The organism is Mycobacterium sp. E1386 (assembly GCF_001672745.1).
Lineage (GTDB): Bacteria > Actinomycetota > Actinomycetes > Mycobacteriales > Mycobacteriaceae > Mycobacterium.
The window spans coordinates 44,528-65,304 of record NZ_LZKH01000027.1 but is presented as its reverse complement, the minus strand read 5'-3'; the positions used below and the strand labels follow the sequence as shown (position 1 = coordinate 65,304).

Genomic DNA, 20,777 nt, shown 5'->3' with positions numbered 1-20,777 from the left:
GACGCGAGTGTGCGGCCGGCCGCACACTCGGCACGAGCCGGCCGACCGGCGTAGGTTGACACCGTGACACCGACTTTTGCCGATCTCGCCAAGGCGCAATACATCCTGTTGACCACCTTCACCAAGGACGGCAAGGCCAAGCCAACGCCGATCTGGGCGGCCGCGGACCAAAACCGGCTCCTGGTCATCACCCAGGCAAAGTCGTGGAAGGTCAAGCGGATTCGCAACACTCCACGAGTCACCCTGGCCACCTGCACCATGCAGGGCCGCCCGACCAGCGAGGCCGTCGAAGGCACCGCAGCGATCCTCGACAAGTCGCAAACCGCCGTCGTCTACGACGCGATCGGAAAGCGCTACGGCATCGTGGGCAAGGTGTTCAATCTCTTCAGCAAGCTGCGCGGCGGCATGGAGAACAACGTTGGCCTCGAGCTCCGGGTGGCGCAGGCATAGGCCGCATGGGCACCGTTCTCGTCCCCATCCCCGACCGTGACTTCGACCCGACCGAGGTCGCCGTCAGCTGGCGCGTCCTGACCCGCAACGGACATCGGGTGGTGTTTGCCACCGAAAGCGGATCACCCGGTGCGGCGGACGACATCATGGTGAGCGGCCGCGGCCTGGACGTGTGGTCCGCCCTGCCCGTGCTGGGCGCCATCCCGGTGATCGGGCTGATGCTGCGTGCCAACAAGGATGGCCGCAGCGCGTATCGGGATATGCTGGCGTCAAACGAGTTTCAGCACCCCATCGCGTGGGCGCAAGCCGGCCTCGACGGAGTCGACGCGCTGCTGCTGCCCGGCGGGCATCGCGCCCGGGGGATGCGCAGCTATGTCGACAGCGCCGTCCTGCACCGGCTTGTCGTCGAAGCGTTCAAGCGGGGGGTCATCGTCGCCGCCATCTGCCACGGCGTGCTGCTCGCGGCGCGCAGCGTCGATCCCGAGACCGGTCGTTCGGTGCTCTATGGACACAAGACCACGGCGTTGACGTGGGCGATGGAGGGCCTGGCATGGCGATTGACGCGGTTCACCCGATTCTGGGACCGGAACTACTACCGGACCTACACCGAGCAACCCGGCCAGCCCCGGGGTTACATGTCGGTGCAGTCGGAAGTGACTCGCGCACTTGAAAATCCGACGGATTTCTGCGATGTCGTGCGCGGTTCGCCGGGCTGGCGGCGCAAATTCTCCGGGATGTCACGCGACACCGCGACCGACTCGCGGCCCGCGTTCGTCGTCGACGACGGCAGCTACGTATCGGCGCGCTGGCCTGGAGACACGCACACGTTCGCGACGGTCCTGTCGCGAAAGTTGCTGTGACGCAACTACGTCGTCGCGCCCGACGCCAAATGTTCACCGAAGAACGCGAACACCCGGCGCCAGGCGTCCTCGGTGGCGTCCGCGTCGTAGCCGAAACCGGTAATCCGCAGCAGCGGCTGGGCCGGCAGTTCGTTGGCGAAGCTGTGCCCAACGCCGGGATAGACCTTGACGTCGGCGGTGATGTTCTTGTTGGCGATGGTCTCGCGCAGCTTCTCCGGCGCGCCGCGTCCCAGCGGGTCACGGGCGCCGAAGCTGGCCACAATGGGGCACGCCCCGTCCAGCGTCTTATCAAGGTTGCGGGGCAGGGGAGCGCCATAGAACGGGGCGGAGGCGCCGAAACCCTTGGGCGACATGACCAATGCGAACTGGCCGCCCATGCAGAATCCCGCGATGCCGACCTGGCCGGAACATTCGGGCATGGATTTCAGGTGGTCGCGGGCCGCCAAGATGTCGCCCAGGGCGCGGCCGCGCTGCGTCTGCAGCTCCTTCATCACCCGGGTGATGCAGCGGATGCGGCCGCCCCGCGCGTACATGTTCGGGGTGATCGCCACGTAGCCGGCCTGCGCGATGCGCTTGTTCGTCGACTCCTTGTCGTGGGCGTATCCGAACGCGTCGTGGACCACGACCACGCCGGGCCATGGGCCCTGACCGCTGGGGAGGTCCAGCAGCGCGTCGATCGGTCCGTCGGGGGTGTCGATCTCAATCGTGGTCATAGCGTCATCTAACTGCAATCGCCCCGGAAGTCACCATGGGAACTTCGGCGCGGTTGGCGGACGTTGGCTGGACATGCTGTCACGGCTGTTTCTCGGCTACGCCGCCGTCGAGCTGGCGGCGACCATCGCCCTGGTTTGGACCATCGGTTGGGGCTGGACGCTGCTGGCGCTGGCGGGCACCTTCCTGCTCGGATGGGGCCTGCTGGTGCCTGTGATGGGCTCGCACCTTCTCCGTCAGATCGGGCACCTGCGCTCCGGCCTCGCCGAACCGCGCACAGCGGTGCGAGACGGGACGTTAATCACGCTGGCCACGCTATTGGTCCTGATGCCCGGACTGGTCAGCACGGTTCTGGGGCTCTTGCTGCTGGTGCGGCCCGTCCGTGCGGTGGTCGGGCCGGGTCTGGCCGCGATCGCGATGCGCGGCCTGCGGCGGCGGGTGCCGATGTTCGCCGACACGACGCTGTTCGCCGCGGGCGTGCGCCAGCGCGGCGGCGCTGCGGGGGACGACTACATCGACGGCGAGGTCGTGGACGTCCACGACATCAGGCCGCCCGCCCTGCCGAACGAGCCGGTGCGGGGCGGCTACCCGGGCCGGCCCGCCTGGGACTAACCACCGACCTGCCACCACACGTAGTTTTGCCCTGTGAGTGACGTGTCCACCACGCTCCTGGTCAACGGCCGGGTGCACAGCCCGACCCATCCCGACGCCACCGCCATGGCGGTGCGGGACGGCGTGGTCGCCTGGCTGGGCAGCGACGATGTCGCTCGCAACTCGTTTCCCGGCGCCGACGTCGAGGACTTGCAGGGCGGGTTCGTGGCGCCCGGATTCGTGGACAGCCACATCCACCTGACCGCAACCGGCCTGATGCTCAGCGGGCTCGATCTACGCCCGGCGACCTCGCGCGCGCAGTGCATCCAGCTGGTCGCCGACTATGCGGCCGCCCGCCCGGGCCGGCCGGTGTGGGGGCATGGCTGGGACGAGTCGTCCTGGCCCGAGAACAGCCCGCCGAGCACCGACGACCTCGATGCCGTCCTCGGCGACCGCGTGGCCTACCTGACCCGGGTCGACGTGCACTCGGCGCTCGCCTCGACGGGGTTGCGCCGGCTGGTCGCGGACCTACCGGCGGCTGTCGGCTTCTCACCCGACCAGCCGCTGACCGGCGACGCCCACCACCTGGTCCGCGCCGTCGCCCGCGACCTGTTGACGCCCGAGCAGCTGGCCGAGGCCCGCGCGGCCGCCCTGCGCGCCGCCGCGGCCGCCGGCATCGTCGCGGTGCACGAATGCGCGGGGCCCGAGATCGGCGGTGTGGACGACTGGCTGCAGCTGCGAACCCTCGATGGAGGCGTCGAGGTGACCGGCTACTGGGGCGAGGCGGTGACCACCCCCGCACGGGCGCGCGCGCTCGTCGAGGAGACCGGGGCGCGCGGGCTGGCCGGCGATCTCTTCGTCGACGGCGCGCTCGGGTCGCGCACCGCCTGGCTGCACGAGCCGTACGCCGACGCCGAGGACCGGCTCGGCACCTGCTACCTGGACCCCGACGCCATCGAGGCGCACGTGCGGGCGTGCACCGAGGCGGAGGTGACCGCGGGTTTCCACGTCATCGGCGACGCCGCCGTCTCCGCGGTGGTCGCCGCCTTCGAGCGGGTCGTCGCGCGACTCGGGGCGGTCGCCGTCGCCCGGTGCGGGCACCGCCTGGAGCACCTCGAAATGGTCACCGCCGAGCAGGCCGCCCAGCTGGGGCACTGGGGCGTCATCGCCAGCGTGCAGCCCAACTTCGATGCGCTGTGGGGCGGCACCGACGGCATGTACGCGCGCCGCCTCGGCGCCGAACGAGGCAGTCGGCTCAATCCGTTAGCGCTGTTAGCATCCCAAGGCGTGCCCCTCGCGCTTGGTTCCGACGCACCGGTGACAGGCCTCGACCCCTGGGCGAGCGTGCGCGCGGCGGTCAACCATCGCACACCTGGCAGCGCGGTCTCCGCGCGTGCCGCGTTCGCCGCCGCGACCCGTGGCGGCTGGCGGGCCGCCGGTGTCCACGACGGCAAGACGGGAACGCTGGTGCCCGGTGCGCCGGCCTCCTATGCCGTATGGGATGCCGGGCCCCTGGACGTCCACGCGCCTCGCGACGCCGTGCAGCGCTGGTCGACCGACCCGCGCGCCCGGGTGCCGGCCCTGCCGCGCCTGGGCCCGAACGACGCCTTGCCGCGGTGCCGGCGGACGGTGCATCGGGGCGCTGTCATCCATGGCTGAGGACTGCTCCGGCCGAAAGGACCGCCCCGAGGGAGCCGGCGAGGCTGAGCCGCTGCACGACGACCTCGGGGCGCACCCGGATACCGACCCGGAGGGCGAAGACAAGCCCGAAGACGAGGTCGACTCCCCGGAACCCGGCGCGCCGCCGCTGACGAGCCGTATGGCGGCCACGGCCCGCCGGGTGGGCGCGGGCGCGCTCGCGCGGCTGCCCGCCGTCCGGGCGGCCATGCTGCCGCGGCTGACCCGCTTCGCCTGCGCCATAGCGGGCGGTGTCCTGCTCTTCACCAGCTTCCCCTCCCTGAACTGGTGGTGGGGCGCGATCTTGGCCGCCGCGCTGCTGGCCTGGGTGCTCAAGCATCCGGCGACGACGCCGGCCGGCGGATTGGGCTACGGATTCCTCTTCGGGCTGGCGTTCTATTTGCCGCTGCTGCCGTGGATCAGCCTGCTCGTCGGCGCCGTGCCCTGGACGGTGCTGGCGATGACGTGTGCGCTGTTTCCGGCCCTCTTCGGCCTAGGGGCCGTGCTCGTGCGGCAGCTGCCGGGCTGGCCGGTCTGGTTCGCGCTGGTGTGGACGGCCCAGGAGTGGCTGAAATCGATCGTCCCGTTCGGTGGCTTCCCATGGGGATCGGTGGCATTCGGCCAGGCACAGGGCCCCTTCTTGCCCTTGGTCAAGCTCGGGGGCGCCTCGCTGCTCTCCATGGCGATCGTGCTGGTTGGGTTCAGCGCGACCGCCATCGAGCTGGAGATCGTGAAGTGGTGGCACGCCGGTAAACGGGCGCACCGCGGCTCCGATGACGACGAACCGGCGAAAACCGACGCGGAACCGCCCGCGGTGGTGCTGCCGGGCGTTTGCATCTGCCTGGTGCTATTCGCGTCCGTCGTCGTCTGGCCGCAGGTGCGGCACGCCGGCACGGGATCGGGCGGCGAACCCTCGGTCACCGTCGCGGTGGTGCAAGGGAATGTGCCGCGGCTGGGTCTGGACTTCAACGCGCAGCGGCGGGCGGTGCTCGACAACCACGTCCGCGAGACCCTGCGGCTGGCGGAGGACGTGCGGGCGGGCCAGGCGCCACAACCCCAGTTCGTCATCTGGCCGGAGGACTCCTCGGACATCGATCCGCTGGTCAACGTCGACGCCGCGCTGGAGATATCGCAGGCCGCGACGGCGATCGGCGCGCCGGTCCTGATCGGCACCGTGTCGGAACTCCCCGGCAGCCCACCGGAGAATCCGCAGTACACCAACACCATGATCGTGTGGAACCCGTCGACTGGACCGGCCGACCGGCACGATAAGGAAATCGTGCAGCCCTTCGGCGAATACCTGCCGATGCCGTGGCTGTTCAGCCATCTCTCCGCGTACGCCAACCGCGCCGGGAACATGGTGCCCCGGCCCGGCACGGACGTCGTGCACATCGCCGGGGTGCCGGTCGGGGTGGCCACGTGCTGGGAAGTGATCTTCGACCGCGTCCCGCGCAAAGCGGTCCTCAATGGTGCCCAGTTGCTCGCCGTGCCGAGCAATAACGCCACCTTCAACAAGACGATGAGCGAACAGCAGCTGGGATTCGCCAAAGTGCGGGCCGTCGAGCACGACCGATACGTGGTAGTCGCCGGCACCACCGGGATCAGCGCGGTGATCGCGCCCGACGGCGCCGAGCTGGTTCGCACCGACTTCTTCCAGCCCGATTACCTGGACATCCAGGTGCGCCTGAAGACGAAACTGACGCCGGCGACCCGCTGGGGTCCCATCCTGCAGTGGCTCCTGGTCGCGGCGGCCGGAGCGGCCATCCTGGCCGGGATACGGCACAATGGATGGTTCCCGCGTCCGATTCGTCGGAGGTCCGAGGCCCCGGACGAATCCCCAAACGCCGGTACGCCCCCGGGCGAAACCCCGCCCGACGAGGGCGGGGACCAGGCGCCGCCGGCGGACGGCGGTGACTACACTCCGCTCCACGAGGGCGGCCGACGACCGTCGCGAAACATCGGGCGACACAGAGGAGCTACATGACCACCGGCCAGCCGGCGCCCCGGAACCCGGGAAATCGTCCCAGCGAGCGCGTCCTGGTGATCATCCCCACCTACAACGAGCGGGAGAACCTGCCGGTCATCCACCGGCGGCTGAAGGACGCCTGCCCCCACGTGCACCTGCTCATCGTCGACGACAGCAGCCCCGACGGCACCGGCGAGCTCGCCGAGGAACTGGCGGCCGCGGATGCCGGTCGAACCCACGTGATGCACCGCACCGCCAAGGACGGCCTGGGCGCGGCTTATCTGGCGGGCTTCGCCTGGGGTCTGAGCCGCGACTACTCGGTGCTGGTGGAGATGGACGCCGACGGCAGTCACGCGCCCGAGCAGCTCCACCGTTTACTGGACGCCGTCGACGCCGGAGCAGACCTTGCGATCGGATCCCGCTACGTCGAGGGCGGGTCGGTGCGGAATTGGCCGTGGCGGCGCTGGGCGCTGTCGTGGACGGCCAACACCTATGCACGGCTTGCCCTCGGAATCGGCGTCCATGACATTACCGCCGGCTACCGCGCCTACCGCCGCGAAGTCCTCGAGGCGATCGGTCTCGAGGCGGTGGACTCCAAGGGCTACTGCTTCCAGATCGACCTGACCTGGCGCACCGTGTGCAACGGGTTCGTCATCGTCGAGGTGCCGATCACCTTCACCGAGCGTGAGCTCGGCGTCTCCAAGATGAGCGGATCGAACATCCGCGAGGCGCTGATGAAGGTCACCCGTTGGGGCATCGAGGGTCGCAAGACCCGCGCCGGCACTCAGCGCGCCGACAACCGCAGCTAAAGCGGTCGGGGGTCAGCCGCGGCGGCGGGACCGGATGATTTCGAGCCGCTCCTTGAGCAGCTCTTCGAGCTCTTCGACGCTGCGCCGTTCCAACAGCATGTCCCAGTGCGTGCGGGGCGGCTTCACCTTCTTCGGCTCGGGCAGGTCGCCCTCGATCAGGGTGCCTTCCAAGCCGTTGCGGCACAGCCAGGTGCCGGGAATTTCAGCGTCGTCGGCGAAAGGGACCTCGAACTCTTCGCCGTTCTCGGTGCGGTACTTCGCGAGCTGACGTGGTGCGAGGTCGTGGTTGCGGTCGGTCTCGTAGCTCACGGCTCCGAGGCGGCTGCCTCTAAGGACGCGATCAGCCATGTTGCTACTCCTCTAGGTCTTTTGAACTTTCGGGCTGCTGTACTGCAATTCTGTCCGCTTGGCAAACGTTGCGGCGGTCTGCGTAGTTCCCCGGTCGGTGGCCGGCGTACGCGACGCGACCCTCAATGATACCGGGATCGCCACGTAATCCCGACTAAAGTCGGCAGGCGTGAGCCGCCGCCCCCGCCCGCAGCCGTGTCGTTGGTGCGGTCGCGACGTGTCCGACGCCGGGATGGGACGCCGCCGCCAGTACTGTCGCCAGTCGTGCCGGCAGCGGGCATACGAACAACGCGCCTCGTTGACCAGGGGCGGCGCCGGGGTCTCGCTGGCCTTGCCTCCCGACGCGGTGGTCCTGTCGGCCGACGACGCCGCCGACCTGTCCGACCGGGTCTACCAGGTGCGGTGCGCGGCGGAGGATGTTGCCACCGCGCTCGACGAGGGAGCCCAGGCGACCGAACTGCGCGAACTGTGCGACCAGCTGATCAGGGCCGCCCGGGCGGCCGACGGCTGGCGCCGGGTGGGCGTCTGAGCCGTCCTGACCACTGCCGATGCGTAGCCGGGTACAGTCGCGCCATGGACGGCGCGTCAGTGGTATCCCGGCGTACCGGGGTCGCGGGACGCCCCGTCACCCGCGGGCGCAACGGCGCGTTCCGGATCTCCTTGGACAAGGCGTGCCTCACGCCGAAGCCGGTTCTCCTGTAGCAGCCGGGAGCATCGGACGTTTTGAAATACCGTCAGAGTTGGCCATACTCACCAGCGACATTCTTGGGCCGGAGAGCCGCACGGCATCGCATCGTGCAGCAAATTCCGTGACTCGGCGAGAGTCGCATCGGGGCAGCTGACGGCCAAGTTAGGCGAGAGGTAGTGATGGTGGATCAACTCCAGCATGCGACCGAAGCGCTGCGCAAAGCGCTGGTCCAGGTCGAGCGCCTGAAACGCACCAACCGTGCGCTGCTGGAGCGGTCGAGCGAGCCGATCGCGATCGTCGGTATGTCCTGCCGCTTCCCCGGCGGAGTCGAGACACCGGAAGACCTCTGGCAGATGGTGGCCGACGGCCGCGATGTGATCACCGAGTTTCCGAACGATCGTGGCTGGGACCTGGCTTCCCTGTACGACCCGGACCCCGACGCCCGCCACAAGACCTACGCGCGGACCGGCGGTTTCGTTGACGGTGTCGCCGACTTCGATGCGGCCTTCTTCGGCATCGCTCCGAGCGAGGCGCTCGCGATGGACCCGCAGCATCGAATGCTGCTGGAACTGTCGTGGGAGGCGTTGGAACGCGGCGGCATCGACCCCAGCGGGCTGCGGGGCAGCGCGACCGGTGTGTTCGCCGGCCTCATCGTCCAGGGCTACGGCATGCTCGCCGAGGAGATCGAGGGCTACCGGCTGACCGGCATGACCTCCAGCGTCGCCTCGGGCCGGGTGTCGTACGTGCTGGGGCTCGAGGGCCCGGCGGTGTCGGTGGACACGGCGTGTTCGTCGTCATTGGTCGCGTTGCACATGGCGGTGCAGTCGTTGCGCTCGGGGGAGTGCGACCTGGCGCTGGCCGGGGGCGCGACCGTCAACGCCACCCCGACCGTCTTCGTCGAATTCAGTCGCCACCGGGGGCTGGCTCCCGACGGTCGGTCCAAGGCTTACGCCGGGGCGGCCGACGGCGTCGGCTGGTCGGAGGGCGGCGCGATGCTCGTCGTCGAGCGGCTCTCGGACGCCCGGCGGTTGGGCCATCCGGTGCTGGCGCTGGTGCGTGGCTCGGCGGTCAACCAGGACGGTGCATCGAACGGGCTGACCGCGCCGAATGGTCCGTCGCAGCAGCGGGTGGTGCGCGCGGCGCTGGCCAATGCCGGCTTGTCGGCGGCCGACGTCGACGTGGTGGAAGGCCACGGAACCGGCACCACGTTGGGCGACCCCATCGAGGCCCAGGCGTTGCTGGCGACGTACGGCCAAGAGAGGTCGGAGCCCCTGTGGCTGGGGTCGATCAAGTCGAACATGGGTCACACCCAGGCCGCCGCGGGCGTGGCCGGTGTGATCAAGATGGTGCAGGCCATGCGGCACGAAATGTTGCCGGCGACACTGCATGTGGACGTGCCCAGCCCGCATGTCGATTGGTCGGCGGGAGCGGTCTCGTTGCTGACCGAGGCGCAGCCCTGGCCGGCGAATCGACACGTGCAACGGGCAGGTGTCTCGTCGTTCGGGATCAGCGGCACCAACGCGCATGTGGTCATCGAGGCGGTCCCGGCGCCCGAGCCGCCGGCGGAGCGTCCGCGGCCCGCGGCGGTGCCGTGGGTGGTGTCGGCAAAATCATTGCCGGCGTTGAGGTCTCAGGCGGCCCGGCTGGCCGGACATCTGCGCGGCCACGGCGAGTTGGACCTCGCCGACGTGGCCTGGACGCTGGCCGGCCGCGCGACCTTCGAGCATCGGGCCGTCGTGGTCGGTGGCGACCGGGATCGGTTGCTCGCCGGGCTCGACGAGTTGGCCGGTGACGACCCGACCGGCACGGTTATTCAGGGCAGCGCGCTGCCGACCGGCAAGAACGTCTTCGTGTTTCCCGGCCAAGGGTCCCAATGGCTGGGCATGGGCGTCGAATTGCTGGAAACCGCACCGGTATTCGCTCAGCAGCTCGACGCGTGCGCCGAGGCGTTCGCGGAGTTCGTCGACTGGTCGCTCATCGATGTCCTGCGTGGCGTCCCCGGCGCCCCGGGCATGGATCGCGTGGACGTGGTGCAGCCGGTGCTGTTCGCGGTGATGGTGTCGCTGGCAGAGCTGTGGAAATCGGTCGGAGTCAACCCGGACGCGGTGATCGGCCATTCGCAGGGGGAGATCGCCGCGGCGTACGTCGCGGGCGCGCTGTCGCTGCGCGATGCCGCTCGAGTGGTCACGCTGCGCAGCAAGTTGCTGCGGTCGCTGGCCCACTCCGGCGGCATGCTCTCCATCGCTTGCAGCACCGAACGCGCACGGGAACTGTTGGCGCCCTACGGCAATCGCGTCAGCATCGCGGCCGTCAACGGACCCTCTGCGGTGGTGGTATCGGGCGAAGTGGCCGCGCTCGACGAACTCGTCGGGTTCTGCGCCGACCTGGAGCTGCGCACCCGCCGAATCGACGTGGACTACGCGTCGCATTCGGTCGAGGTCGAGGCGATCCGGGATGAGCTGGCCGAGGCGCTGGCCGGCATCGAACCCACTTCCTCCCGCATTGCCTTCTTCTCCACGGTGACCGGAAGCCGTTTGGACACCGCCGGTTTGGACGCCGCCTACTGGTATCGCAACATCCGGCAGACCGTGCAGTTCGACCAGGCGGTGCGCGCCGCATGCGAACACGGGTACCGCACATTCATCGAATCCAGCCCGCATCCCGCGCTCATCGCCGGCATCGAAGGCACCTGCGACGACTGCGGCGACCCCGAGGCCATAGTGGTTCCCACCCTGGGCCGCGATGACGGCGGCCTCGCGCGGTTCCTCACGTCGGCCGCCGCCGCGTTCGTGGCCGGTGTGAACGTGAAGTGGCGTGGTGTGTTGTCGGGTTCCGGCTTCGTGGAGTTGCCGACGTACGCCTTTGACCGGCGCAGGTTTTGGTTGTCCGGTGAGGGCGTCGGAGCGGACGCCGCGGGCTTGGGGCTCGGGACGAGCGAGCACGCGTTGCTCAGCGCGGTCGTCGAGCTGCCCGCTTCCGACGGGGTGCTGCTGACCGGTCGCCTGTCGCCCAGCCTGCAGGGGTGGCTGGCCGATCACGCGGTCTCGGGTGCGGCCGTCTTCCCGGGGGCGGGGTTTGTCGAGTTGGCGATCCGGGCCGGTGACGAAGTCGGCTGTTCGGTGGTCGACGAGTTGACGCTGCAGGCGCCCTTGATGCTGCCTGCCTCCAGTTCGGTTGCCCTGCAGGTGGTTGTCGGTCCCGACGATTCGGGACGGCGGGCGGTCTCGGTGTTTTCCCGCGCCGACGCCGGTTCGGGATGGATATGTCATGCGGACGGAGTCTTGAGCTCCCGGTCGATCGAGCCTGGCGCCGACCTGTCGGTGTGGCCGCCCGAGGGCGCGGTCGCGGTGGACGTGGCCGACGGCTACGACCGGCTGGCCGCGCACGGGTACGGCTACGGCCCGGCGTTCCGGGGATTGACCGCGACGTGGATCCGCGGCGACGAGGTGTTCGCCGAGGTGCGACTGCCGGACGCGGCCGGAGGCGTCGGCGGGTTCGGCGTGCACCCGGCCCTGCTCGACGCGGCGATGCACGCCGTCATCATGGCCCAGCAGGCGGCGGGCCGGCCCGTCGACGTCATGTTGCCGTTCTCATGGCAGGATGTCTCGCTGCACGCCGCGGGCGCGACCGCGGTCCGCGCCCGCATTGCCCCGACCAACCGGGGCGCACAGAGCGGCGGGGGCACCTCCATCTCGATCGAGCTCGCCGACGGGCTGGGCCTGCCGGTGTTGTCCGTGGGCGCGATGGTGGCCCGCCCGGTGAGCGAGCGGCAACTGCGCGCGGCGGTGTCGAGCTCGGGCCCCGAGCGACTCTTCGAACTGGCGTGGTCGCCGGCGACCGCGCCGGCCACGGTCGACCCGGCCCCGTCCTACGAGATTCTGGAATCGGTTCCCGCGGAACAGGATCCGGTCAGCGCCACCTACCAGCGCACCCACCAGGCGCTGACCGCCGTGCAGTCGTGGTTGACCGAGCGCGACACCGGTGTGCTGGTCGTGTCGACTCGCGGCGCCGTGGGATTGGCGGGGGAGGACGTCACCGACCTGCCCGGCGCGGCGGTATGGGGGCTGGTGCGCTCGGCGCAAACCGAGCATCCCGGTCGGATTGTCCTGGTGGATTCCGATGTGCCGCTGGATGATCAGGCGATCGCGTCGGCGCTGGCGGCCGGGGAGCCGCAAGTGTTGCTGCGCAACGGCCAGGTCCATACGGCCCGCGTGCGGCCCAGCCGCGCAGTCGACGATCTCCTGGTTCCCCCGGGTGACGGACCCTGGCGCCTGGGTATCAGCAGCGCAGGCACCTTCGAAAACCTGCGGCTCGAGCCCGTTCCCAACGCCGGCGCGCCGCTGGAGCCCGGTCAGGTTCGGGTGGCGCTGCGCGCCATCGCCGCCAACTTCCGCGACATCATGATCACGCTGGGTATGTTCACCCACGACGCGCTGCTCGGCGGCGAGGGCGCCGGCGTGGTGGTCGAAGTCGGCCCCGGCGTCACCGAATTCGCCGTCGGCGACTCGGTTTACGGGTTCTTCCCCGACGGAAGCGGCACGCTGGTCCCCGGCGACGTCCGCCTGCTGCAACCCATGCCGGCGGACTGGTCCTACGCCGAAGCCGCCGCCATCTCCGCCGTCTTCACCACCGCCTACATGGCCTTCGTCCACCTCGCCGACGTCAAGCCCGGCCAGCGGGTGTTGGTGCATGCGGCCGCCGGCGGTGTCGGCATGGCCGCGGTCCAGTTGGGCCGGTATCTCGGTCTCGAGATATTCGCGACCGCCAGCCGGGGTAAGTGGGACACGTTGCGGGCCATGGGCTTCGACGACGACCACATCTCGGATTCCCGCAGCCTGGAATTCGAGGACAAGTTCCGGGCGGTGACCGGTGGTCGCGGCTTCGACGTGGTGCTGGATTCGCTGGCCGGCGACTTCGTCGACGCCTCGCTGCGGCTGGTCGCACCCGGCGGCGTGTTCCTGGAGATGGGCAAGACCGACATTCGCGATCCCGGCGTGATCGCCCAGGAATATCCGGGCGTGCGCTACCGCGCCTTCGATCTCTTCGAGCCCGGCCGTCCGCGGATGCACCAGTGGATGATCGAGTTGGCCGGCATGTTCGACGCCGGTGTGCTGCGGCCGTTGCCGGTGACCACCTTCGACATCCGGCGCGCCCGTGCGGCGTTGCGGTACCTGAGCCAGGCCCGCCACGTCGGCAAAGTCGTCATGACCATGCCGGACGCCTGGGCGTCCGGCACCGTGCTGATCACCGGTGGAACCGGAATGGCGGGTTCGACGCTGGCCCGCCACCTGGTCACGGAACACGGCGTGCGGAACGTGGTGTTGCTGAGCCGCAGCGGTCCGGACGCGCCGGGCTCCGCCGAATTGATCGCAGAATTGGAGGAAGCCGGGGCGCGGGTGCGCGCGGTCGCCTGCGATGCCGCCGACCGGGAGGCGCTGGCCGCGGTGATCGCCGACATTCCGGCGAGCCATCCACTGACCGGGGTGATCCACGCCGGTGGTGTGCTCGACGACGCGGTCGTCACGTCGCTGACGCCCGAACGCGTCGATGCGGTGCTGCGCGCCAAGGTGGATGCGGCATGGAACCTGCACGAGCTCACCCGCGATCTCGACCTGTCGGTGTTCGTCATGTTTTCGTCGATGGCCGGCCTGGTCGGGTCGTCGGGGCAGGGTAACTATGCGGCGGCCAACTCCTTCCTGGACGGGTTGGCCGCGCATCGGCGCGCCCTTGGGTTGCCCGCGATCTCGCTGGGCTGGGGGCTGTGGGATCAGGCGAGCGCCATGACCGGTGGGCTGGGTGCCGCCGACCTCGCCCGCCTCGGTCGCGATGGGATCCTGGCCCTGTCTTCGGACGAAGCGATGGAATTGTTCGACACCGCACTGGTTGTCGACGAGGCGTTCCTCGCGCCCGCCCGCATCGACCTGAACGCGCTGCGTGCCCACGCAACCGCGGTGCCCCCGATGTTCGCCGACCTGGTCAACGCGCCGGCGCGCCGCCAGGTCGACGATTCGCTGGCGGCCGCGAAGTCGAAATCCGCTCTGGCGCACCGTCTGCACGGCCTGCCCGAACCGGAACAGCATGCCGTGCTGCTGGACCTGGTCCGCTCGCACATCGCCACCGTGTTGGGTAACACCACGCCGGAGGCGATCGACCCGGACAAGGCGTTCCAGGATTTGGGCTTCGACTCGCTGACCGCGGTCGAAATGCGTAACCGGCTGAAAACCGCCACCGGGCTGGCGCTTTCACCCACCCTCATCTTCGACTACCCGACCCCGAACGGGCTGGCGGGCTACATCCGCGGCGAACTTGCCGGAGTGCCACAAGAAATCACGCCCGGCCCGGTCGTCCGCTCAGTCGGCGACGACCCGATCGTGATCGTCGGCATGTCATGCCGCTATCCGGGCGGGGTGAATTCGCCCGACGATCTTTGGCAGATGCTCATCGAGCGCCGCGACGTGCTCTCGGAGTTCCCCGCCGACCGCGGCTGGGATCTGGCCGGCATCTACAGCCCGGACCCCGACGTTCCGGGCACCTGCTACACCCGCACCGGCGGCTTCGTCGACGGCGTCGCGGATTTCGACCCCGCCTTCTTCGGCATCGCGCCGAGCGAGGCGCTGGCCATGGATCCGCAGCAGCGGATGTTCCTCGAATTGTCGTGGGAAGCCTTGGAGCGAGCGGGGATTGAGCCCGGTGCGTTGCGGGGCAGCGCGACCGGCATGTTCGCCGGGGTCTACACGCAGGGCTACGGCATGGGGGCCGCCCCGGCCGCGGAGGGCTTCCGGCTGACCGGGCAGTCGTCGAGTGTCGCGTCGGGCCGAGTGTCGTACGTGCTGGGCTTGGAGGGGCCGGCGGTTTCGGTGGATACGGCGTGTTCGTCTTCGTTGGTGGCCTTGCACATGGCGGCGCAGTCGCTGCGCTCGGGCGAGTGCGACCTGGCGCTGGCCGGCGGCGTCACCGTCAACGCCACACCCGACATCTTCGTGGAGTTCAGCCGCATGCGCGGGCTGTCCGCCGATGGCCGGTGCAAGGCCTACGCGGGGGCCGCCGACGGCACCGGGTTCTCCGAAGGCGGCGGCATGCTCGTTCTGGAGCGCTTGTCCGACGCGGAGCGCCTGGGTCACCCCGTGCTGGCGATGGTGCGCGGTTCGGCGATCAATCAGGACGGCGCCTCCAACGGCTTGACCGCGCCCAACGGTCCGTCCCAGCAGCGGGTGGTGCGCGCCGCGCTGGCCAACGCCGGATTGGCCGCGGCCGAGGTCGACGTGGTCGAAGGCCACGGCACGGGAACCACATTAGGCGATCCCATTGAGGCCCAGGCGCTCTTGGCCACCTACGGGCAGGACCGCGCCGAACCCCTGCTGTTGGGGTCGATCAAGTCGAACATGGGACACACGCAGGCGGCTGCCGGCGTGGCCGGTGTGATCAAGATGGTGCTGGCGATGCGCCACGACCTGGTCCCGGCGACGATGCACGTCGACGAACCCAGCCCGCACGTCGACTGGTCGATGGGATCGGTGGCGTTGCTGACCGAGCCGCAGCCCTGGAAGGCGAACGGTCCGCGCCGCGCCGGTGTGTCGTCATTCGGCATCAGCGGCACCAACGCGCACGTGATCATCGAGTCCGCACCCGTCGGCTCCGCGCCGGTCGTGGAACGCGCCACGCCGCCGGTCGTGCCGTGCGTGGTGTCCGCAAAGTCGTTGGCGTCGTTGGGTTCCCAGGCTGAGCGGCTGGCCGAGCACGTACGCCAGCGCGGTGACCTCGACGCCGTTGATGTGGCGTGGTCGTTGGCCGGCCGGTCGAACTTCGAGCATCGTGCCGTGGTTGTCGGTGGAGATCGCGAGCGGTTGCTGGCCGGCCTCGACGAGTTGGCCGCCGGTGAACTCGGATCCGTCGTCCAGGGCACGGCCACGCCCGGCGGCAAGACCGTCTTCGTCTTCCCCGGCCAGGGCGCCCAAATGCTCGGCATGGGCATGGGTTTGCACACCGCCTACCCGGTGTTCGCCGAGGCGTTCAATACCGTCGTGGCCGAATTGGACCGCCATCTGCTGCGGCCGTTGCGCGAAGTCATCTGGGGCCACGACGAAAAGCTCCTGAACACAACCGAATTCGCCCAGCCGGCGTTGTTCGCCGTGGAAGTCGCCCTGTTCCGGTTGCTCGAATCCTGGGGCGTCCATCCCGACTTCGTGCTGGGCCACTCGATCGGTGAGCTGTCGGCCGCGCAGGTCGCCGGCGTCCTGTCGCTGGAGAACGCGGCGGTACTGGTGGCCGCTCGCGGCCGCTTCATGCAGGCCCTCCCGGAGGGTGGGGCGATGTTCGCCGTGCAGGCCACCGAGGACGAGGTGCGCCCGCTGCTGGTGCCCGGGGTCGGCATCGCCGCGGTCAACGGGCCGATGTCGGTGGTCATTTCGGGGGTCGAGGACCAGGTGTCGGCGATCGCCGACCGACTCCGCGCCGACGGGCGCCGCGTCCACCAGTTGGCGGTGTCCCACGCGTTCCACTCGCCGCTGATGGATCCGATGGTCGACGAATTCGGCACCGTCGCAGCCGGACTCGCCGTCGGCAGTCCGACGATCCCGATCGTGTCGAACCTGACCGGACAGCTCGCGGCCGATGACTTCGCTTCGGCGGCCTATTGGAAACGGCACATTCGCGAAGCGGTGCGGTTCGCCGACAGCGTGCGCTTCGTGCATTCGGCCGGCGCAAACCGCTTCCTCGAGGTCGGTCCCAGCAGCGGGCTGACGGCATCGATCGAGGAATCGCTTCCCGACGCTCCGGTGATCACCATGTCGGCGCTGCGCAAGGACCGCCCGGAACCGGTGGCCCTGACCACCGCGGTTGCGCAGGGATTCGTTGCCGGGATGGACGTGGACTGGCGCCGCGCCATCGGCAAGGCCAATTTCGTGGAACTGCCCACCTATGCGTTCGAGCGCCGGCGGTTCTGGCTCTCCGGCGACGGTGCCACGGTCGACGCCGCGGGTCTGGGCCTCGCGCCCGGCGAGCACGCCCTGCTCGGTGCGGTGGTGGACCTGCCGGCGTCCGGCGGGGTGGTGCTGACGGGCAGGTTGTCGCCCGGTACGCAGGGCTGGTTGGCCGATCACGCGGTGGGCGGGGTGGTGCTGTTCCCCGGCGCCGGATTCGTGGAGCTGGCGATCCGCGCCGGCGACGAAGTGGGCTGCGGCGTTGTCGATGAGCTGAATCTGGCGGCGCCGCTGGTGTTGCCGGGCTCGGGGTCGGTCGCGGTGCAGGTCGTCGTCGGCGGCGCGGATGAATCGGGTGCCCGTGCCGTGTCGGTCTTTTCGCGCGCCGACGCCGGTTCGGGATGGTCGTTGCACGCCGAGGGTGTCCTGCGTGCGGGCGAGGTGCAGCCGAGCGCGGACCTGTCGGTGTGGCCACCGACGGGTGCCACCGCGGTCGACGTCGGCGACGGCTATGAGCGCCTGGCCGAGCGTGGATACGGCTACGGGCCCGCGTTCCGCGGTCTGACCTCGATGTGGCGTCGCGGTGACGAAGTGTTCGCGGAAGTGACTTTGCCCGCGGACTCGGGGGTTTCGCCGACCGGGTTCGGCGTCCACCCGGTGATGCTCGATGCGGCACTGCACGCGGTGATCTTGGCGTCCGATGGCGACGAACTGCCCGACGGTTCGATGCTGGTGCCGTTCTCCTGGCAGCGGGTCTCGCTGCACGCCGCGGGCGCGACGGCGGTGCGGGCACGGATCGTCCCGGTGAGTGATTCGGCAGTCTCGATAGAACTTGCGGACGGATTGGGGCTGCCGGTGCTCTCGGTGGCGTCGATGGTGGCCCGGCCGGTGACCGACCAGCAGCTGCTGGCTGCGGTCTCGAGTTCGGGACCCGACCGGCTCTTCGAGGTCATCTGGTCGGCGCAGCGGTCGACGTCGGTGCAGCCTGTCGCGGTATCGGTTTGGGGCGCAACGGAATCAGACGACGGCACGACGCAGCCGTCGGCGGTGGTCTTCGAGTCGGCGCCGGTGGTCGACGACGTCGTGGCCGACGTCTACGCGGCCACGCGCGCGGTGCTGCCGGTGCTGCAGTCCTGGCTGGCCCGCGACGGCGCGGGCCCCCTGGTCGTGGCGACCCGCGGCGCGATGGCGTTGCCCGGGGAGGACGTCACCGATCTTGCGGGTGCGGCGGTGTGGGGACTGGTGCGCTCGGCGCAGACCGAACACCCCGGTCGCATCGTGCTCGTCGACACCGATGGCCGGTTGAATGAGGAGTCCGTCGGAGCGGCGTTGTCGGTGGGCGAGCCGCAGGTGTTACTGCGCGACGGGGCGGTGTACACCGCACGGGTGCATGGCAGTCGCGCCGTCGGCGGTCTGCTGGTGCCCCCGGCCGACGGGCCGTGGCGACTCGGGATGAGCAGTTACGGCACGTTCGAGAATCTGCGGTTGGAACGCATCCCGGACGCCGACGCCCCGCTGGAACCGGGGCAGGTTCGGGTTGCGCTGTCCGCCCTGGCCGCCAACTTCCGCGACGTGATGATCGCGCTGGGGCTCTACCCGGATCCGGACGCCGTCATGGGCATCGAGGCATCCGGCGTCGTCATCGAAACAGGCTCGGATACTGGACGTTTCGCCGTCGGCGACCGGGTGATGGGCCTCTTCCCCGATGGCACCGGCACGATCGGCAGGACCGACGAGCGCCTGCTCGCCAAGATGCCGGCCGGTTGGTCGCACACCGCGGCCGCGACCACCACGGTGGTGTTCGCCACCGCGTTCTACGCGCTGGTGGACCTCGCCGGCGCCAAGCGGGGTCAGCGGGTGCTGGTGCACGCCGCCGCCGGTGGGGTGGGAATGGCCGCGGTGCAGCTGGCCCGCCACCTGGGTCTGGAAGTCTTCGCCACCGCCAGCCGGGGCAAGTGGGACACCCTGCGGGCCATGGGTTTTGACGACGACCACATCTCGGATTCCCGCAGCCTGGAATTCGAGGACAAGTTCCGGACGGTCACCGGCGGACGTGGCATGGACCTGGTGCTGGACTCGCTGTCCGGCGACTTCGTGGATGCCTCCCTGCGACTCGTCGCCCCCGGTGGCGTGTTCCTGGAGATGGGCAAGACCGACATGCGCGAGCCCGAAGCGGTGGCCCGGGAGCATCCCGGTGTGCGCTACCGCGCCTTCGATCTGTTCGAGGCGGGACCGGACCGCATCGCTCGAATACTCGACGAGCTTGTCGCATTGTTCGGCGACGACGTGCTGCGGCCGTTGCCGGTGACCAGGTTCGACGTCCGGCGTGCGCCGGCCGCGCTGCGGTATTTGAGCCAGGCCCGCCACGTGGGCAAGGTCGTCATGACCATGCCGGACGCCTGGGCGGCGGGCACCGTGTTGATCACCGGGGCCACGGGCATGGCCGGCTCGGCATTGGCCCGTCACGTGGTCACGCGCCATGACGCGCGGAACCTGGTGCTGGTGAGCCGTCGTGGCCTGGACGCGCCGGGGGCAGCCGAACTGGTCACGGAACTCAGCGCAGCCGGTGCGCAGGTGCAGGTGGTGGCCTGTGACGCCGCCGACCGTGAGGCGCTGGCCAAGGTCATCGCCGATATACCGGTGCAACGGCCGCTATCGGGTGTGATCCACGCGGCCGGCGTACTCGACGACGCGGTGATCTCTTCGCTCACTCCCGAGCGGGTGGAGGCGGTGTTGCGGGCCAAGGTCGATGCCGCGTGGAACCTGCACGAGCTGACCCGCGATCTGGATGTGTCCGCGTTCGTGATGTTCTCGTCGATGGCGGGCTTGGCGGGTGCGTCGGGTCAGGCCAACTACGCGGCGGCCAACTCGTTCCTGGATGGGTTGGCCGTGCACCGGCGCATGCACGGCTTGCCGGCCATGTCGCTGGCGTGGGGCCTGTGGGATCAGGCCAGCGCCATGACCGGCGCGCTCGGTGCGGCCGACCGTGCCCGCTTCGGCCGCGACGGAATCGTCGCGATGTCCTCGGACGAGGCGCTGGAGTTGATGGACACCGCGCTCATCGTCGACGAGCCGTTCCTGTTGCCCGCCCACATCGATCTCGCCGCGCTGCGGGTCAAGTTCGACGGCGGGACGCTACCGCCGATGTTCGTCGATCTGATCAACGCGCCGACCCGGCGGCAGGTCGACGATTCGCTGGCCGCGGCGAAGTCGAAATCGGCTCTGCTGCAACGCCTCGAAGGGCTGCCCGAGGACGAGCAACAAGCGGTTCTGCTGGACTTGGTGCGTGCCAACATCGCCACCGTGCTCGGCAATTCCAGCCCCGAGTCCATCGATCCGGACCGCGCATTCCAGGAGCTGGGCTTCGACTCGCTGACCGCGGTGGAGATGCGCAACCGGCTCAAGTCGGCTACCGGGCTCGCCCTGTCGCCCACGCTGATCTTCGACTATCCCAACTCCGCCGCGCTGGCCGGTTACATGCATCGAGAACTCGTCGGTGCGGCCGATCAACAGAGTCCTGCCGCCGCTCCCGGGGAAGCCGAAATCCAGCGCGCCGTGGGATCGATCCCGGTCAAGCGCCTGCGGCAGGCCGGCGTGCTGGAGCTGTTGCTGGCGTTGGCGAATGAGGCCGACGGCGGTCGAGGCGACGGACAGTCGCCGGCGGTCCCGGTGACCTCGGAGAAGGACATCGCGGACATGGATCTCGAGGATCTGGTCAACGCGGCGTTGATGGACGACGACGAGTAGCTATGAACTTGC

General features: G+C 69.7%; 8 protein-coding genes and 1 pseudogene. 7 read left to right on the top strand and 2 right to left on the bottom strand.

What is annotated here, in order from left to right:
• Positions 1-63 precede the first annotated feature (63 nt).
• Positions 64-450 carry a PPOX class F420-dependent oxidoreductase gene (locus A5709_RS03205; protein ID WP_067942985.1) on the top strand — a complete coding sequence of 129 codons (387 nt, stop codon included), beginning with the start codon at positions 64-66 and terminating at the stop codon, positions 448-450.
• 5 nt (positions 451-455) lie between these two features.
• Positions 456-1,310: a type 1 glutamine amidotransferase domain-containing protein gene (locus tag A5709_RS03200; RefSeq protein ID WP_068117929.1), complete on the top strand. Its 855-nt coding sequence runs from the start codon at positions 456-458 to the stop codon at positions 1,308-1,310.
• 5 nt (positions 1,311-1,315) lie between these two features.
• On the opposite strand, the gene A5709_RS03195 is transcribed toward A5709_RS03200, so the two are convergent.
• Positions 1,316-2,023 (bottom strand): dienelactone hydrolase family protein, encoded by a 708-nt coding sequence (locus tag A5709_RS03195; RefSeq protein ID WP_067942981.1) that lies wholly within the window; start codon positions 2,021-2,023, stop codon positions 1,316-1,318.
• Positions 2,024-2,096: 73 nt separating this feature from the next.
• Here A5709_RS03195 and A5709_RS03190 point away from each other — a divergent pair, with 73 nt between their 5' ends.
• The 3 genes and pseudogenes from A5709_RS03190 to lnt all read left to right on the top strand — a co-directional run bounded on the left by A5709_RS03190 (position 2,097) and on the right by lnt (position 7,064).
• Positions 2,097-2,633 carry an FxsA family protein gene (locus A5709_RS03190; RefSeq protein ID WP_067942979.1) on the top strand — a complete coding sequence of 179 codons (537 nt, stop codon included), beginning with the start codon at positions 2,097-2,099 and terminating at the stop codon, positions 2,631-2,633.
• A gap of 105 nt (positions 2,634-2,738) precedes the next feature.
• The gene (locus A5709_RS03185) at positions 2,739-4,271 is read left to right on the top strand and encodes an amidohydrolase (RefSeq protein ID WP_156767949.1); all 1,533 of its coding nucleotides are present in this window, start codon (positions 2,739-2,741) and stop codon (positions 4,269-4,271) included.
• Positions 4,272-4,431: 160 nt separating this feature from the next.
• A pseudogene (lnt, locus tag A5709_RS03180) lies at positions 4,432-7,064 on the top strand (apolipoprotein N-acyltransferase).
• A 12-nt stretch (positions 7,065-7,076) separates the two neighbouring features.
• Here the strand turns inward: lnt and rbpA are convergent.
• The gene (gene rbpA / locus A5709_RS03170) at positions 7,077-7,412 is read right to left on the bottom strand and encodes an RNA polymerase-binding protein RbpA (protein WP_067926986.1); all 336 of its coding nucleotides are present in this window, start codon (positions 7,410-7,412) and stop codon (positions 7,077-7,079) included.
• A 169-nt stretch (positions 7,413-7,581) separates the two neighbouring features.
• Here rbpA and A5709_RS03165 point away from each other — a divergent pair, with 169 nt between their 5' ends.
• Both A5709_RS03165 and A5709_RS03160 read left to right on the top strand, forming a co-directional pair.
• Positions 7,582-7,941 (top strand): hypothetical protein, encoded by a 360-nt coding sequence (locus A5709_RS03165; protein ID WP_082953529.1) that lies wholly within the window; start codon positions 7,582-7,584, stop codon positions 7,939-7,941.
• 338 nt (positions 7,942-8,279) lie between these two features.
• Complete coding sequence (locus tag A5709_RS03160; protein WP_068117924.1) at positions 8,280-20,765, top strand: type I polyketide synthase; 12,486 nt, start codon at positions 8,280-8,282, stop codon at positions 20,763-20,765.
• Positions 20,766-20,777 lie beyond the last annotated feature (12 nt).